Genomic DNA, 16,378 nt, shown 5'->3' with positions numbered 1-16,378 from the left:
CCGCCCGCATGGGAAGACAGCGCTACTGCGCGCCTTGGCGCAGGCGCTCCAGCAAAAACAGCGCAAGCCGCTGCGCCGAAGCTTCATGCCCTTCCTGCGCCGTATGCAGCACCAGCTCCGGCGCCAGCGGCACCTCGTAGGGCGAGCTCACTCCAGTGAAATCCGAGATCAGTCCTTGCGCAGCCTTGGCGTAGAGGCCCTTGGGATCGCGCTGCCGGCACACTGTCAGCGGGCAGTCGCAATGCACTTCGATGAAGCCACCGGCAGGCATGCGTGCCCGCATCAGGTCGCGCGCGGCGCGCAGCGGCGAGACCAGGGCCACAAGGACCACGCTGCCCTGCGCGGCAAAGAGGCGGGCGACTTCGCCCACGCGGCGCATGTTCTCGCGCCGGTCCTCGAGCGAGAAACCCAGGTCGGCGCACAGGCCGTGGCGCAGGTTGTCGCCGTCGAGCACCGCGGTCTGGAATCCCTGCGCATGCAGCTGCAACTCGGCCGAAAAAGCCAGCGTGGACTTGCCCGAACCGGGCAAGCCGGTCAGCCAGACCACGGCGCCGCGGTGGCCGTTGCGCCGCTGGCGCGTGGCTTCATCGAGCAGGCCGGGCTGCCAGACGACGTTGGGGGATGGCCCGGAACTGCCGGCCATATTCATTGATGCGCCGATGGCGCGGCGGCGGTGAAACCCGGGTAATAGCGCTCGTAGTACCAGGCGCAGGCCAGCTCGATGCGCGCCTGGATGCGCGCCGGGATCTCATGCGGGCGCGGCGTGGAGATGCGCGCCGACTGGCGGTGCATGTATTTCATGCGGTAATGGCTGTCGCTTTCCGGCGCGCCTATGGGCAGGTTCTCCGGATCGATGGCAAAGGGCGCGATGCCGAGCCAGGCGAACAGGTGCGACATGCAGGCCGCGGGGTTGGCCATCAGATCCTCGAAACGCAGGAAGTACAGGCGCTGGCGCACCTCCAGCGGCAGATCGTCGATGGCCTGCAGCGCCGCCAGCGGCGCGCCGATCGTGCGCTCCTTGGCGAACAGCGCGTCGGCGCGGCCGAAGCGGTCGAGATCGGCCAACTGGTCGACGAAGTCCAGCAGCGGCGTTTTCTGGTGCCTTGCCTCGACCGAGCCATAGACCTGCCCCAGTTCGCGCAGGCAGACGATGAGCTTCGCCTCGGGTGCCAGTGCCAGCAGCGTTTCGACGGAGTTCAGCCAGGCCCGGCTCTTGTCCACCACCACCGGCTTGCCGACATCCCGGTACCAGCCGCGCAGGAAGCCCTGCATGGCCGACTCGAGGTGCCCATAGGCGGTGTCGAAGCCGCCGTCGAGCTGCGACAGGAAAAACGGCTCATGGCTGATCTGGCGCCGGATTCCCTGCAGCGTGGAGCACAGCGGCGAGCTGTTGCCCTCGCAATGCACTTCGGGATGCTGGGCCAGCAACTGGCCCAGCAAGGTGGAGCCGGCGCGCGGCAGACCGGTGATGCCGACGAAGTTGAAAGACATGACTTTCCTCTTACCGTTGTTCCTGCGCGCCACCACCGGCAGGAGCCTGCAGAACAGACAGGTTCACGCCGCTGCCCACCACGTCGAGCGCCATGCCCTGCAATGCCGAAGGCAGCACGCCGACGTCGTTGCGCACGGCCGGGCCGGTGCCGCCGGACTCGGACCGCGCACCACCATCGGGCGTGGCGGGCTGCTGTGCCAGCACCATCTGGGGCGCCACGACGTTGCCGCCCAGCGATACCGGCGCCGCGACGGACTGGGCCGCGGCAATCGCATCGCTGGCGGCGGAAGCCGGCCGTGTTTCGGCCGCAATGATGCTGGCCGAAAGCCCCGTGGGGTTTTCCACGCGGTAGTTGCTGGCCAGGCCCGTGCCATCCAGCAGGGTCAGGCCGCTGACGGTCACGGGTTTGGCCGTGCCGGCGTCAGCGTTGTCGAAACGTCCGGTCTGCCCGGCAAAGCCCAATGTTTCCGCGCCCACCAGGCCGCTCAGCGCGCCGCCGGCCAGCGAGGCGACGGCGTTGCCGTCGGCAGTCTTGTCCAGAGCGGTCATGCCGGTGACGGTCAAGACTTTAGGCGTGATGTCGGCCGTGACGCCCGTGGCGTTGCTCACGGTGTAGTTGCTGGCCAGGCCCGTGCCATTGCCCAGCGTGGCGCCGGTCACCGTCACGGCCTTGCCGGTTCCTGCGTTCTGGTCGCTGAAGGCACCGGTCAGGCCCGACAGGGTCAGCGTTTCGTTGCCGACCAGGCCGGTCAGCGTGCCGCCCGACAGCGTTGCCACCGTCGTGCCGTCATAGGTCTTGTTGGCGGCCGTCACTCCGGTCACCGTCAATGCCTTGGCTGTGATATCGGCAGTCACGCCCGTCGCGTTGCTCACGGTGTAATTACTGGCCAGGCCCGTTCCATTGCCCAGCGTGGCACCGGTCACGGTGACGGTCTTGCCTGCACCGGCGTTCTGGTCGCTGAAGGCGCCCGTCTGGCCCGACAGGGTCAGCGTTTCGTTGCCGACCAGGCCGGTCAGCGTGCCGCCCGACAGCGTTGCCACCGTCGTGCCGTCATAGGTCTTGTTGGCGGCCGTCACTCCGGTCACCGTCAAGGCCTTGGCTGTGATATCGGCAGTCACGCCCGTGGCATTGCTGACGGTGTAATTGCTGGCCAAGCCCGTGCCATTGCCCAGCGTGGCGCCGGTCACTGCCACGGCCTTGCCGGTTCCCACGTTCTGGTCGCTGAAGGCACCGGTCTGGCCGCTCAGGGTCAACGTTTCATTGCCGACCAAACCATTCAGCGTGCCGCCCGACAGCGTTGCCACCGTGGTGCCGTCGTAGGTCTTGTTGGCGGCGGTCACGCCGGTCACCGTCAAGGCTTTGGCGGAGATATCGGCAGTCACGCCCGTAGCGTTGATGACCGTGTAGTTGCTGGCCAAGCCCGTACCATTGCCCAGCGTGGCGCCGGTCACGGTGACGGTCTTGCCTGCACCGGCGTTCTGGTCGCTGAAGGCACCGGTCTGGCCCGACAGGGTCAGCGTTTCGTTGCCGACCAGGCCGGTCAGCGTGCCGCCCGACAGCGTTGCCACCTTCGTGCCGTCGTAGGTCTTGTTGGCGGCGGTCACGCCGGTCACCGTCAAGGCCTTGGCCGTGATATCGGCTGTCACACCCGTGGCATTGCTCACCGTGTAATTGCTGGCCAAGCCCGTGCCGTTGCCCAGCGTGGCGCCGGTCACGATAACGGCCTTACCGGTTCCTGCGTTCTGGTCGCCGAAGGCACCCGTCTGGCCGCCCAGGGTCAGCGTCTCGTTGCCCACCAGGCCTTCGAGCGTGCCGCCCGACAGCGTTGCCGCCGTGGTGCCGTCATAGGTCTTGTTGGCGGCCGTCACGCCGGTCACCGTCAAGGCCTTGGCGGTGATGTCCGCAGTCACGCCTGTGGCGTTGCTGACCGTGTAGTTGCTGGCGAGGCCCGTGCCATTGCCCAGCGTGGCGCCGGTCACCATTACGGCCTTGCCGGTTCCCACATTCTGGTCGCTGAAGGCACCGGTCTGGCCCGACAGGGTCAGCGTTTCGTTGCCGACCAGGCCGGTCAGCGTGCCGCCCGATAGCGTTGCCACCGTCGTGCCGTCATAGGTCTTGTTGGCGGCGGTCACTCCAGTCACCGTCAAGGCCTTGGCCGTAATATCGGCCGCTACGCCCGTGGCATTGCTGACGGTGTAATTGCTGGCCAAGCCCGTTCCATTGCCCAGCGTGGCACCGGTCACGGTGACGGTTTTGCCTGCACCGGCGTTCTGGTCGCTGAAGGCACCGGTCTGGCCAGAAAGGGTCAGCGTCTCATTGCCGACCAGGCCGGTCAGCGTGCCGCCCGACAGCGTTGCCACCGTCGTGCCGTCGTAGGTCTTGTTGGCGGCGGTCACGCCGGTCACTGTCAAGGCCTTGGCGGTGATGTCCGCAGTTACGCCCGTGGCATTGCTGACGGTGTAATTGCTGGCCAAGCCCGTTCCATTGCCCAGCGTGGCACCGGTCACGGTGACGGTTTTGCCTGCACCGGCGTTCTGGTCGCTGAAGGCACCGGTCTGGCCCGACAGGGTCAGCGTTTCGTTGCCGACCAAACCGTCGAGCGTGCCGCCCGACAGCGTTGCCGCCGTGGTGCCGTCATAGGTCTTGTTGGCGGCCGTCACGCCGGTCACCGTCAAGGCCTTGGCGGTGATGTCCGCAGTCACGCCTGTGGCGTTGCTGACCGTGTAGTTGCTGGCGAGGCCCGTGCCATTGCCCAGCGTGGCGCCGGTCACCATTACGGCCTTGCCGGTTCCCACATTCTGGTCGCTGAAGGCACCGGTCTGGCCCGACAGGGTCAGCGTTTCGTTGCCGACCAGGCCGGTCAGCGTGCCGCCCGACAGCGTTGCCACCGTCGTGCCGTCGTAGGTCTTGTTGGCGGCGGTCACGCCGGTCACTGTCAAGGCCTTGGCGGTGATGTCCGCAGTTACGCCCGTGGCATTGCTGACGGTGTAATTGCTGGCCAAGCCCGTTCCATTGCCCAGCGTGGCACCGGTCACGGTGACGGTTTTGCCTGCACCGGCGTTCTGGTCGCTGAAGGCACCGGTCTGGCCAGAAAGGGTCAGCGTCTCATTGCCGACCAGGCCGGTCAGCGTGCCGCCCGACAGCGTTGCCACCGTCGTGCCGTCGTAGGTCTTGTTGGCGGCGGTCACGCCGGTCACTGTCAAGGCCTTGGCGGTGATGTCCGCAGTTACGCCCGTGGCATTGCTGACGGTGTAATTGCTGGCCAAGCCCGTTCCATTGCCCAGCGCGGCGCCGGTCACCGTGACGGTTTTGCCTGCACCGGCGTTCTGGTCGCTGAAGGCACCGGTCTGGCCCGACAGGGTCAGCGTTTCGTTGCCGACCAAACCGTCGAGGGTGCCGCCCGACAGCGTTGCCACCGTCGTGCCGTCATAGGTCTTGTTGGCGGCCGTCACTCCGGTCACCGTCAATGCCTTGGCTGTGATATCGGCAGTCACGCCCGTGGCATTGCTGACGGTGTAATTGCTGGCCAGGCCCGTTCCATTGCCCAGCGTGGCGCCGGTTACGGTGACGGCCTTGCCGGCCCCGACGTTCTGGTCGCTGAAGGCGCCCGTCTGGCCCGACAGGGTCAGGGTCTCGTTGCCCACCAGGCCAACGAGGGTGCCGCCAGACAGGCTTGCCGCCGTCGTGCCGTCATAGGTCTTGTCTGCCGCTGTGACGCCGCTGACCGTCAGCGCCTTGGCGGTGATATCCGCGGTGATGCCGACGGGGCTGGCTACCGTGTAGTTGCTGGCCAGGCCAGTGCCGTCGATCAGGCTGGCGCCCGTGACGGTGACAGCCTTGCCGGTGCCGGCGTTCCGGTCGTCGAAGGTCCCGCTCAGGCCCGACATACCCAGCGTTTCGCCAGCGACCATGCCGGCGAGCGTGCCGCCGCTGAGGGCCGCAGTGGCATTGCCGTCGTAGAACTTGTTGTCTGCCCGGACCCCGCTCACCGTGAGCGCCTTGGGCGTGATGTTGCCGGTGACGCCGGTGGGATTGCTCACGGTGTAGTTGCTGGCTAGCCCCGTGCCATCGCCCAGCGTCGCGCCGGTTACCGTGACGGCCTTGCCGGTCCCGGCATTCTTGTCGCCGAAGGTACCCGTCTGGCCCGACAGGGTCAACGTCTCGTTGTCCACCAGGCCAACGAGCGTGCCGCCCGACAGGCTGGCCGCCGTCGTGCCGTCATAGCTCTTGTCTGCAACCGTGACACCGCCGACTGTCAACGCCTTGGCGGTGATATCCGCGGTGATGCCGACCGGGCTGCCTACCGTGTAGTTGCTGGCCAGGCCACTGCCGTCGATCAGGCTGGCGCCCGTCACGGTGACGGCCTTGCCGCTGCCGGCGTTCCGGTTGTCGAAGGTCCCGCTCAGGCCCGACAGGCCCAGCGTCTCCCCGGCGACCATGCCGGCGAGCGTGCCGCCGCTGAGGGTTGCCGCGGCATTGCCGTCGTAGACCTTGTTGTCCGCCCTGACACCGCTCACCGTGAGCGCCTTGGGCGTGATGCTGCCGGTGACCCCGGTGGGATTGCTCACGGTGTAGTTGCTGGCAAGGCCGCCGTTCGTGCCGTTGGACAGCGTAGAGCCCGTCACCGTCACTGCCTTGCCGGTGCCGGCGTTCTTGTCGTCGAAGGTGCCCGATTGTCCGGACAACACGAGCGTCTCCGCACCCACCAGGCCTTCGAGCGTGCCGCCCGACAACGTGGCGGTCGTGGTGCCGTCATAGGTCTTGCTGGCAGCCGTCACACCGCTGACGGTCAGGGCCTTGGCGTTGATATCGGCGGTCAGGCCCGTGGGGTTGGCGACCGTGTAATTGCTGGCCAGGCCCGTGCCGTTGCCCAGCGTCGCGCCCGTCACGGTCACCGCCTTGCCACTGCCGGCGTTGCGGTCGCCGAACGTGCCGGATTGTCCCGACAGCACCAGCGTTTCGCCGCCCACCAGGCCCTCGAGCGTGCCGCCCGACAAAGTCGCCGCATCCGTGCCGTCATAGGTCTTGCTGGCCGCCGTCATGCCGCTGACCGTCAGGGCCTTGGCGTTGATATCGGCAGTCACGCCCGTGGCGTTCGTCACGGTGTAGTTGCTGGCCAAGCCACCATTCGTGCCGTTGGACAGGGTGGCGCCCGTGACCGTGACGGACTTGCCGGAGCCGGCATTCTTGTCGCTGAAGGTGCCGGTCTGGCCGGAAAGCCCCAGTGTTTCGCTGCCCACCAGGCCATTCAGGGTCCCGCCCGACAGCGTGGCGACGTCGTTGCCGTCATAGGTCTTGCTGGCCGCCGTCACGCCGCTGACCGTCAGGGCCTTGGCGTCGATATTGGCCGTCACGCCCGTGGCGTTCGTCACGGTGTAGTTGCTGGCCAGGCCGCCGTTCGTGCCGTTGGAGAGCGTCGCGCCCGTCACCGTCACGGCCTTGCCGACTCCGGCATTCTTGTCGCCGAAGGCACCGGACTGGCCCGACAGCACCAGCGTCTCCGTGCCCACCAGGCCGTTGAGCGTGCCGCCCGAGAGGATCGCCGTGTCGGTGCCGTCATAGGTCTTGCTGGCCGCCGTCACGCCGCTGACCGTCAAGGCCTTGGCGTTGATGTTGGCCACCAGGCCCGGTACATAGGAGTTCACGATGTAGTTGCTGGCCAGGCCCGTGCCGTTGACCAGTACGTAGCTCGACAGGTCCACCAGCTTGCCGACGCCTGCGTTGGCATTGCCGAACCTGCCGCTCAAGCCCGCCAGGGTCAGCGTTTCACCGGCCACCAGGCCCTGCAGCGTGCCGCCCGACAACGTTGCCGCCGTCGTGCCGTCATAGGTCTTGCTGTGGGCCGTCGCTCCGGTGATGGTCAGAATCTTGGGATTGATATTGGCCGTCAGGCCCACCGGGCCGCTCACCGTGTAATTGCTCGACCGGCCCGTGCCGTTGATCAGGGAAGCGCCGGTCACGACCACCGCCTTGCCAAAGCCCGCGTTGGCATCGCTGAACGCAGCGCTCAGCCCCCCCAGGAACAGTGTCTCTCCGGCAACCAAACCATTGAGCGTGCCGCCCGCCAGCGTGGCGGTGGTGTTGCCGTCATAGGTCTTGCTATTGGCCGAAACGCCACTGACCGTCAATGCCTTGGGCGTGATGGTGCCGACGACGCCGGTGGGGTTGCCGACCGTGTAATTGCGCGCCAGGCCGGTGCCGTCGACCAGGCCGACGCCCGTGACGGTCACGGCCTTGCCGCTGCCAGCGTGCTGGTCGTTGAACGTCCCGCTCAGGCCCGACAGGCCCAGGGTTTCGCCGGCAACCAGGCCCGCGAGCGTGCCGCCCGTGAGCGTGGCGCTGGTGGTGCCGTCATAGGTCTTGGTAGTGGCGGCCACACCGGTCACCGTCAGCGCCTTGGCGGTGATCTCGCCAGTGCCCCCGGCGAACACATAGTTGCTTGCCAGCCCGCCGCCCGTGCCGTCGGCCAGCGTGACACCGGTCACTGTGATGGCCTTGCCGGCGCCGACGTTCTTGTCGCTGTAATCGCCTGCGGTGCCGCCGGAGAAGTTCAGCGTTTCATTGCCGACCAGGCCCGTGAGCGTCGCGCCCGCCAGGTTGGCCGTCGTCGTGCCGTCGTAGACCTTGGTGGCGTTGAGACTGACCTGGCGCTGCGTCACGGTCATACTGCCATCGACGTAGCTGATCGCGTAGCCGGTCTGCCCGCCCAGCGCATGCAGGCCGCTAGCCGACGCCGCATAGGTACCGACATTGACGCCGCCTGCGGTGCTGTACTGCAGCGTGCCGGCCACGTCGCCGTTGATCACGTTGGAGTAGGAGACGGTATTGGTGCCGCCCGAGGCGGTGCCGTCATAGACCTTGGTGCCGGATCCCACGGTGACCACCAGCGGCTTCATGAAGGCGCGCAGGAGCGGCGCGGATTGGCCGTCATACACGACCCATGTCTTGGTCAGGTCCCAGTTCGGATTGACCGCGCCATTGGCAACGGTGGCGCTGTTGTAGTTGGCGAGCTTGTTCAGTTCCGCCGTCGCGAGGCCGATGCCGCGGTTGCCATCGACCGCGCCGCTGGTGGGCTGGCCGCTGGTCGACATGTTCCAGAAACTGTTGTTGACGCTGCCCACGTTGCCCACGCCGACCAGGCCGCCGCTCTGGCCAGGATTGCCCATCACCATCCCCGCCGCATAGGAATTGACCACCGTGCCGCTGTTGCTGCCGACCAGGCCTCCCACGCCGCTGGAGCCGATCACCGTACCGGTCGCATAGCTGTCGGTGACCGACGCTGCGATGGTATTGGCGCCCACCAGCCCGCCCACATTGGAAGTGCCGTTCACCGCCGCGGTGCTGAAGCTGTTGGAAACCGTGCCGCGGGCGTTGTAGCCCACCAGGGCGCCGGTGGTCGAGCCGCCGGTGATGCTGCCGCCGTCCAGGCCGATGTTGGCAACGGCGCCGCCATTGCCCAGCCCGCCGAACAGGCCGACGGCCGTCGCGCCGGCCCGGTAGATGTTCAGGTTGGAGACGATGTGCCCCGTGCCATCGAGCTTGCCGGTGAAGCCGTTCATCAGGCTGCCCACCGGAATGAAGCCGGTACTGCCCCAGATGTCCTTGGCCGTGCTGGCCGTGCCTGCGGCGCTGAAGCTGGAACCCAGGGTATAGCTGGCGCTCTTGTCCATGACCATCAGCTGCAGCTGGTGGGCGGAGTGGATGGTCTTGCTGTATTCGGACGCCAGCATGGGCATGGTGCCCGCGGCCGCGGTGCCGCCATTGGCCGCCAGCGTGCCATCGGCGTTCACCATGACCCAGTTGTTGCCGGCCAGACCGCCGGTATTGGTGAAATTGAAACCGGCAAAACTCGAGGCCTGCTTCATCTGGGCCGTGGTCAGGCCGGCTCCCATGGGAGGGCCGCCGGCGCCGTTGCTCGGGGTGTTGTCCGTGCGGGCAAAGGCGCTTATCCCTGGGTTGAGCGTCGAGTTGTAGTAGGTGTTCCTGACAACGCTGTTGTTGAGTGTGCCCACGACACCCCCTGCGCCGCCAGCCATCGAAGAGCGGACCGTACCGCTGCTGTAGACGTTCTCCAGCCTGCCGCCGGTGGTGCTGTATCCGGCAATGCCACCCGCGTAGGCGGCTCCGGATACATTGCCAGTGACATAGCTGTTCCTGATGGCGCCGAAGCTGTAACCGGCGATGCCACCGATGTACTGGCTGCCGCCGCTCACGTTGCCGCTGAAATAGCTGTTGTCGATCGAGCCGCCGCTGTTGTCGGCCACCAGGCCGCCAGCCATGTTGTAGGCCCCCACCACATTGCCGGTGGCGTGGCTGTTGTCGATCGAGCCGGTGCCGCCGTTGTAGGCGACCAATCCAGCGGCGAGGTGGCCGCCGCTGACGTCCCCGGTGGCAAAGCTGTTGCTGATGCCGCCCGAATTCTGCCCCACGAGGCCGGCGCCCACGGCGCTGGCCGTGATCTTCATGCTGCTGGAGCTGTTGCGGATGGAGGCCGGAGTCGCGCCGCCAAACTGTGTTCCGTTGTAGACGGCGATGCCGGCACCGTAGACGAAACCATCGCGGCCAGGAGTGCGCACCTCGGCGGTAAGCATACCGCTGCTGTGGCTGTTGTCGATGGTGCCGAGGTTGTAACCCACCAGCCCCCCCACCCTGCCGTAGTCGAAAGCCGTGAAACTGCCGCTGACCCGGACATTGTCGATGGAGCCCTCGTTGACGCCCGCCAGTCCTCCCGAGCTGCCGTAGCCGTAAATGGCCGCACCCGTGCTCAACGACATGTTCACCAGGCCTAGATTGCGCACTTGGCCGCTGCTGCCGATGCGTGTGAACATGCCGAAATCGCCGGCAGGCCCGCCGTAGCCGGCGCCACCCGCGCTGCTACGGTTGATGGTCAGTCCATGGATCTCATGCCCCAGGCCGTCGAAGCGGCCCGTGAAGGGCCGGTCATCGGCGCCGATGGACTTCCACCCCGCCCCGCCGTTCCAGCCGACCGTAGCCCGCGCATCGATATTGCTGCCCAGCACATAGTTGCCCGACAGATTGCCATCGATGCCCTGGAGGTCGGCTCCGGTCTGGCTGCCCGGCGCGCCCAGGGCATTGATGACCCGGTAGTTGACCACCGCGCCGGTGCTTCCCTGCTGGGTGCTGAAGTTCATGCCGCTGGGCAGGTCGACCTCGGCGTTGACCTTGTAGCCGCTGCCGGTGCCGGCCGCGCTGGCCTGGCCGTACTGCAGCGCCAGGCTGGCGCTGCCGGAGCCGCGCATGGCCTGGTTGATGACGATGTCGTTGTGCGCTTTCAGCGTCAGCTTGTTGGCGGCCCAGGAGACGTTGTCGTTGACGGTGATGTTGCCGGCGTCGGAGCCGGCGGCCACCGTTTCGATGACCACGTTGGTGGTCTTGAGCCGGTTGCCCAGATCGGTGCCGGTGATGTCGCCGCCCGACGCCGCGATGTTGTAATTGGTCGGGTCGATCAGCCAGCTGCCCGTGATGCCGTGCGGCGCGGCGGTGGTCACCAGCGCGCCCTGGTCCCTGACCTTGGCCGCCGAGGTTTCGATGAAGCCGCCGTTGCCGCCCTGCGGCGCGCTGGCATCCAGGGTGCCGCCGACGTTCACGGTGCCCGACTGCATGTCGCCCAGCAGCTTGATGGTGCCGCCGCGCTTGTCGATGCTCTGCGCCTGCACCACGCCGGTGTTGTTGACCACGGTGTCCAGCAGATTGCCCGCCGCCTGCGCCGTCATCAGCACCTGGCCGCCATCGGCCTGGATCAGTCCGCCGTTGTCGATCAGCCCCTTGACCGCGCCCTGGTCCACGCTTAGATTGAGCAGGCCGTCGCCCGCCACATCCAGCGTCACCGCCTGGCCCGCCGCCAGCGCCACGCTGCCCATGCGCGCGGCGATCACGCCGGTGTTGCTCACGTTCGCGCCCAGCAGCGCCACATAGCCGCCTGGTGCATCGATGCGGCCCTGGTTGTTCACGCCCGCCGTGCCGCTGCCCGCGAAGCGATAGCGCCCGGCCATGAAGTCGCTGTCCGTGATGTTCAGCGTCGAGGCCACCAGGCCGCCGACATTCACCGATGCGCCGCGGCCGAACAGGATGCCGTTCGGGTTGACCAGGAACACCTTGCCGTTGGCCGACAGGCTGCCCAGGATGCTCGAAGGATCGCCGCCGACGACCCGATTGAGCGCCACCGCGTTGGCATTGGGCTGCACGAAGCGCACGGACTCGCCGGCGCCGATATTGAAGCTCTGCCAGTTGATGGCCGCGTTCTGGCTGCCCTGCGTGATGGTGGTGCTGCCGGGCGCGGAAGAGATGGCGGCCGAACCGGCGGTGACCACGCCGCCCACCGGATTCGCCAGCGCCGCCCCGCCCCAGCCCAGGCACAGCGCGGCCGCCAGCGCCGTCACCGCGAAATGCGCGGCGCCGCTGCGGCTCGATGAGACCTTCTTGCCGGCGCTGACTGCGGTCTCGGCGACGGCGACATAGGTGCCGAGCTTTTCATTCCAGAGGGAGCGGTAGATGTGATTCATGGCGGGCGATCGGAAAAAGGGAAGCGGCCGCCAGGGCGGCCGAAGAGGCGTGCGTTGCGGGGGTCAGAAGTACTTGACGCCCTGGAGCCAGAAGCGGCTGCTGGCCGGCGGCGCGGACGTGGCCTGCGCGCTGCCGATGGTGTGGGCGTAGAACGCCTTGACGACGAAGCTGCGGTCCACGACCCAGTTCACGCCGATCCCGCCGCCGCTGAGCGTGCGGCGGTTGTCGGCGCTGGTCCAGGGGTTCTTGCTGATGCGGGCGGCGCCGGTATCGACAAAGCCCACCAGCTGCAGCTGCCCGGGCACGGCGGCGGCCAGTTGCCCCAGGTTGTGGCGCGCCTCGATGGTGAGCACATAGGCCTCGTCGGCTTGGGTCTCGCCTTCGGGATAGGCACGCACCGCGGACGAGCCGCCCAGCGCCATCTTCTCGGAGGCATCGAGGTTCTTCGAGGCGAACTGCCCGCCCAGCGCCACCGAAAGATAGGTGTTTGGCGCCACGGCCTGCAGGTGGCCCAGGCTGAAGCCCAGCTTGGAGAAGCTGCCCTCGGTGCGCGCGCTGGCGGCGTCGGCCGCGCGCAGCGGCGCGCTTTGCGGGTCGAAGCGGCCCAGGCCCAGGGACAGCTGGTAGGTGCTCAGCGACTCGCCGCCAAACAGCGCCCGTTGGTCGCCATTGAGATTGACGGTGAGCAGGCGGCTTTTCTTGTCGTTCTGCACGCCGGTGGAGTCCACGCGGTCGTCGAAGCGCTTGTCGTCGAAGCTCCACTGCAGGTAATGGCTGGCATTGCGGCTGCGCAGCAGCGGGTAGCTGCCGAACACGCTCGCCACCTTCGCCGTACCATGCGCCCGCAGGCTGGCGAACTCCTTGCCCAGGCGGTAATCGAGATGGGCATAGGCCAGGCCGAGCTTGCCGCGCCCGGCCTGCACCTGGTAGGAAGCGCGCGCGTACTTGAGGCCGTCGCCCGCCGTGAGCAGGCGCAGGCTGGCGACGTCGCCCAGGCCGGCCGGGTTGTTGAGGTTCAGGATCGCGCCCACCCGCTCGCGGCCGGTGTAGCGGTTGCCCTGGTTGTCGGCATCGATGCTGCCGCTGAATGCCGCGCCAGGCACGATGTCGACAAACAGATCGGAAGTGCCCACGGCCACGCCCGGTGCCAGGGTCGAGCGCACCGCCACGCCGGGAAGGTCCGACAGCAGCAGCAGGCTGCTTTCCAGCGGCGCGCTGCGCACCGTCTCGCCCGCCGCCACCTCGCCCATCAGGCCGCGGGCCACCGACGGCGACAGCCGCGACTGGTTGCGCGGCTCGACCTTGCCGTAAGTGCCTTCCACCACCGAGATCGTCACCTGGCCGTCACGCACCTCCTGCGCCGGCAGGTAGGCGCGCGCGACGAAGTAGCCCGCGCTGCGGTAGAAGTCGGTGATGCGCGCCGCCAGCGAGCGCAGTTGCGACAGGTCGAGCTCGGATCCAGGCACGAAACCCGCCTGCGCCAGCAATTCGCTGGCCGTGAACGCATTGACGCCTTCGATCTGAACCGAAGAGACCACGATGCGCGCGCCGCCCTCGGCGCCAACCGGCGCCTGGGCATCGGGAGACTGGATACGGAGCTCGGGTGCCGGACGCAGCGGCTGAGGCACCGGAGCGATCTGCCGCAGCTGGGTGCCCGCGTCGGGCAACTGCTGGGAATGGGCGATGGGAGCGGCCAGCCCGACAAGCGAGCAGGTCAAGACACTGAGATTGCGGGAGTAGGACAACATCGGAAAAAATGTGAGCAGGTTGCTCGAAATGTATCTTCAAGTTATTTAACGAACCACTCTCATGACAACAAATGCAGGTCTTTGTTACAAAAAAACATGGAACCAAAATCAACAAAATGTTACGAAGCTTGACTTAAATAAAAATTGAGGTGGGCTGGCGCCAGCGCACCCGCAGCACCCGCAGCACCCGCAGCACCCGCAGCACCCGCAGCACCCGCAGCACCCGCAGCACCCGCAGCACCCGCAGCACCCGCAGCACCCGCAGCACCCGCAGCACCCGCAGCACCCGCAGCACCCGCAGCACCCGCAGCACCCGCAGCACCCGCAGCACCCGCAGCACCCGACGCCCCGGCACTGGCGCCAGAAGTGCCATGTGCCCGCGCGGCGCACCCGAAAAGCCGCTGGCGCTGCAGTCCGGCCCCTGCCCGCTTCTTCAGCCGTAACGGCCCGGCGCGATGATGTCGTCTGGATCCAGCGCGGCCTTCAGGCAGGCGTGCAGCCGCGGGTGCTCCCCCGCCACGCGCAGGCCCGCGAGCGTCGCCATCGATTCGATGTTCAGCCGGTACGGCGGCATGCCGGCCTGCGTGCAGGCAGTCACCAGTTCCTGGTAGCAGGCGTGCGCGCGGCGTGCGTTTTCCTGCGTCTTTGGAAAGATGAGCGGGATGGTGGCAATGCCCGCGCGCGGATTGCGTATGGTCAATGCCAGCAGCGCGTCGAATCCATGCCTGACCAGGATGCCCCGGATGAGCGCCATGCCGCCGCGCACGCCGGATGGCGTCAGCGGAATGAGCGGTGCGAACCACAGGATGCCCTGGCCATCCTTTGCCGGGTCGCTGCCGGCATGGACCTGCGGCGCGGGCTGGCGGGCGGCGTACGCGAGCTTCAGGAACTCATGGGACGGCGTGCCGTCGAGCAGCGCAAGGGCAGAGGCCAGCGAGCGCGCATTGCGGTGCAGGCGCGCCAGGCGCTCCGAGCGCGACAGCAAGCCGGCAGGCAGCATGCCGCAAAGCCGGCCCAGCAGTGCCAGCTGCCCTCTCGACAGGCACAGCAACCGGGCGCCCTCGAGCTGGCGCCGGATGTCCTTGCAAGCGCCGGCCGTGGCGTGCCGCGGCCCGAAGATGGTCGCCATGCTGATGAATTCCTGGCGCGCGGGCTGGGCCTCGTGGCGCGCTGCGCACTGCATGGATGGGTCGCGCAGTGCGAGCTGTCCATTCGTCGCCTGCAGGCGCTCCTTGTTGACCGAATAGACGGAGGTCATCGCGGGGATGACTTCCTGGAGTCCGGCCAGCGTCTCCATGCCTTTCTCGAAGGCCTGCTCGGAGTCCCATCGAATGGCGATGAGGCGCGCATGCGGCTGCCTGGGCGCCAGTTGCAGCGTGGCGGCCGTGACGATGCCCAGGTTGCCCTGGCGCAGCAGGCTGCGCGGGTTCATGCCGATTCCCGCAGGCCAGCGGCGCGCCATGTCGGGGCTTGCCAGTTCCGCCAGCGGATCGGACATGGGGCTGCCGTTGCCCCAATAGCCCTGGAAGTGGCTCAGGCCGTCGAAATGGTCCGGCACCGGCGTCATGCCGTAGCCGCCATCGAGCGCATTGCCGATGAGGCTGCCATGCGGCCCGGCGCCGGTCGTCGGCACCAGGTAGGGCAGCCTGTTCGATGCAAGGAAGTGCTGGAGATCGCCTTGCGTGACCCCGGCTTCCACGGTGACGGTATGCGATTCGGCGTGGAATTGCATCCCCTTCAGCCCGGACAGATCGACGATGAGCGCACCATCTCGCACAGGCAGCGCGGTCCCGTAGCCGAAATTCCGCCCGCCGCAGATGGGCCAGAGCGCCAGGCCATGGCAGCGCGCGAGGCCGATGAGGGCAGCGACCTCCTGTGGCTGCGAGATCCTGACGGCCCCGTACAGCGCGCGCTGCGCGCCGCCGGTGTCGGCGCCGTAGTGCTGGAGGGCGGCAGCGCCGGGGATGAAGCGGTGGCGGAACAGCTGATACAGCTGCAGTGACAACAGATTTTTCATCTGAATTAACTATATGAATTTACCATTCAATAGTCTTACTGCATTTAACGGGTTTCAATCTGTGCTTTCCCGCAGGCGCTATGCTTGGTCCCCATGTCCCGCAAGTCCTTGCTGATCGTCCATCACTCCCTCACCGATGGCACGCGCCAGATGGCGCTGGCCGCGCATGACGGCGCGGCAGCGCAAGGCAGCGTCGAAGTGCGGCTGCTGCATGCCAGCGCGGCAGGCGCCGACGACGTGCTGGCGGCCGATGGGTATGTCTTCGCCACGCCCGAGAACCTCGCCGCCATCAGCGGCCAGCTCAAGGATTTCTTCGACCGCAGCTATTACGGGGCGCTCGGGCGCATCGACGGCCGGCCCTATGCCAGCCTAGTCTGCGCGGGCAGCGACGGCAGCAACGCCGCGCGGCAGATCGCGCGCATTGCCACCGGCTGGCGGCTCAAGGCCGTGGCCGAGCCGCTGATCGTCTGCACCCATGCGCAGACGCCCGAAGCGATTCTGGCGCCCAAGCGGATCGCGGCGGCAGATCTGGAGCAATGCCGGGCGCTGGGCGAAGCGCTGGCCGAGGGGCTGGCGATGGGGATCTTCTGACGCAA

At 67.4% G+C, this 16,378-nt stretch carries 7 protein-coding genes; 1 reads left to right on the top strand and 6 read right to left on the bottom strand.

The window, feature by feature from the left end:
- Positions 1-22: 22 nt before the first annotated feature.
- The 6 genes from cysC to M9799_RS15260 form a co-directional block, all read right to left on the bottom strand.
- Positions 23-643 (bottom strand): adenylyl-sulfate kinase, encoded by a 621-nt coding sequence (gene cysC, locus M9799_RS15285; protein WP_231042181.1) that lies wholly within the window; start codon positions 641-643, stop codon positions 23-25.
- Between the two features lie 2 nt (positions 644-645).
- Positions 646-1,491: a sulfotransferase family protein gene (locus tag M9799_RS15280; RefSeq protein ID WP_231042180.1), complete on the bottom strand. Its 846-nt coding sequence runs from the start codon at positions 1,489-1,491 to the stop codon at positions 646-648.
- Positions 1,492-1,501: 10 nt separating this feature from the next.
- Entirely contained in the window at positions 1,502-12,016 is a 10,515-nt protein-coding gene (locus M9799_RS15275) for a YDG domain-containing protein (protein WP_263725521.1), read from the bottom strand.
- A gap of 63 nt (positions 12,017-12,079) precedes the next feature.
- Positions 12,080-13,765 (bottom strand): ShlB/FhaC/HecB family hemolysin secretion/activation protein, encoded by a 1,686-nt coding sequence (locus tag M9799_RS15270; protein ID WP_231044729.1) that lies wholly within the window; start codon positions 13,763-13,765, stop codon positions 12,080-12,082.
- Between the two features lie 133 nt (positions 13,766-13,898).
- Positions 13,899-14,138 carry a hypothetical protein gene (locus tag M9799_RS15265; RefSeq protein ID WP_263725520.1) on the bottom strand — a complete coding sequence of 80 codons (240 nt, stop codon included), beginning with the start codon at positions 14,136-14,138 and terminating at the stop codon, positions 13,899-13,901.
- 60 nt (positions 14,139-14,198) lie between these two features.
- Positions 14,199-15,770: an FAD-binding oxidoreductase gene (locus M9799_RS15260; protein ID WP_231044727.1), complete on the bottom strand. Its 1,572-nt coding sequence runs from the start codon at positions 15,768-15,770 to the stop codon at positions 14,199-14,201.
- A gap of 105 nt (positions 15,771-15,875) precedes the next feature.
- Between M9799_RS15260 and M9799_RS15255 the strand changes: the two genes are divergently transcribed.
- A complete protein-coding gene (locus M9799_RS15255; protein WP_231044726.1) occupies positions 15,876-16,373 on the top strand; it encodes a flavodoxin family protein in 498 nt (165 codons plus the stop codon).
- Positions 16,374-16,378: the final 5 nt, after the last annotated feature.

The sequence above is a fragment of the Comamonas endophytica genome, assembly GCF_023634805.2.
Classification (GTDB): domain Bacteria; phylum Pseudomonadota; class Gammaproteobacteria; order Burkholderiales; family Burkholderiaceae_C; genus Comamonas; species Comamonas endophytica.
The sequence above is the reverse complement of the archived record's forward strand: the minus strand, read 5'-3'. Positions and strand labels throughout refer to the sequence as shown.

What these genes read in the sequence shown, in the direction of transcription:
- cysC (WP_231042181.1), bottom strand. Translation starts at nt 643, where the DNA reads ATGGCCGGCAGTTCCGGGCCATCCCCCAACGTCGTCTGGCAGCCCGGC.
- M9799_RS15280 (WP_231042180.1), bottom strand. Translation starts at nt 1,491, where the DNA reads ATGTCTTTCAACTTCGTCGGCATCACCGGTCTGCCGCGCGCCGGCTCC.
- M9799_RS15275 (WP_263725521.1), bottom strand. Translation starts at nt 12,016, where the DNA reads ATGAATCACATCTACCGCTCCCTCTGGAATGAAAAGCTCGGCACCTAT.
- M9799_RS15270 (WP_231044729.1), bottom strand. Translation starts at nt 13,765, where the DNA reads ATGTTGTCCTACTCCCGCAATCTCAGTGTCTTGACCTGCTCGCTTGTC.
- M9799_RS15265 (WP_263725520.1), bottom strand. Translation starts at nt 14,138, where the DNA reads ATGGCACTTCTGGCGCCAGTGCCGGGGCGTCGGGTGCTGCGGGTGCTG.
- M9799_RS15255 (WP_231044726.1), top strand. Translation starts at nt 15,876, where the DNA reads ATGTCCCGCAAGTCCTTGCTGATCGTCCATCACTCCCTCACCGATGGC.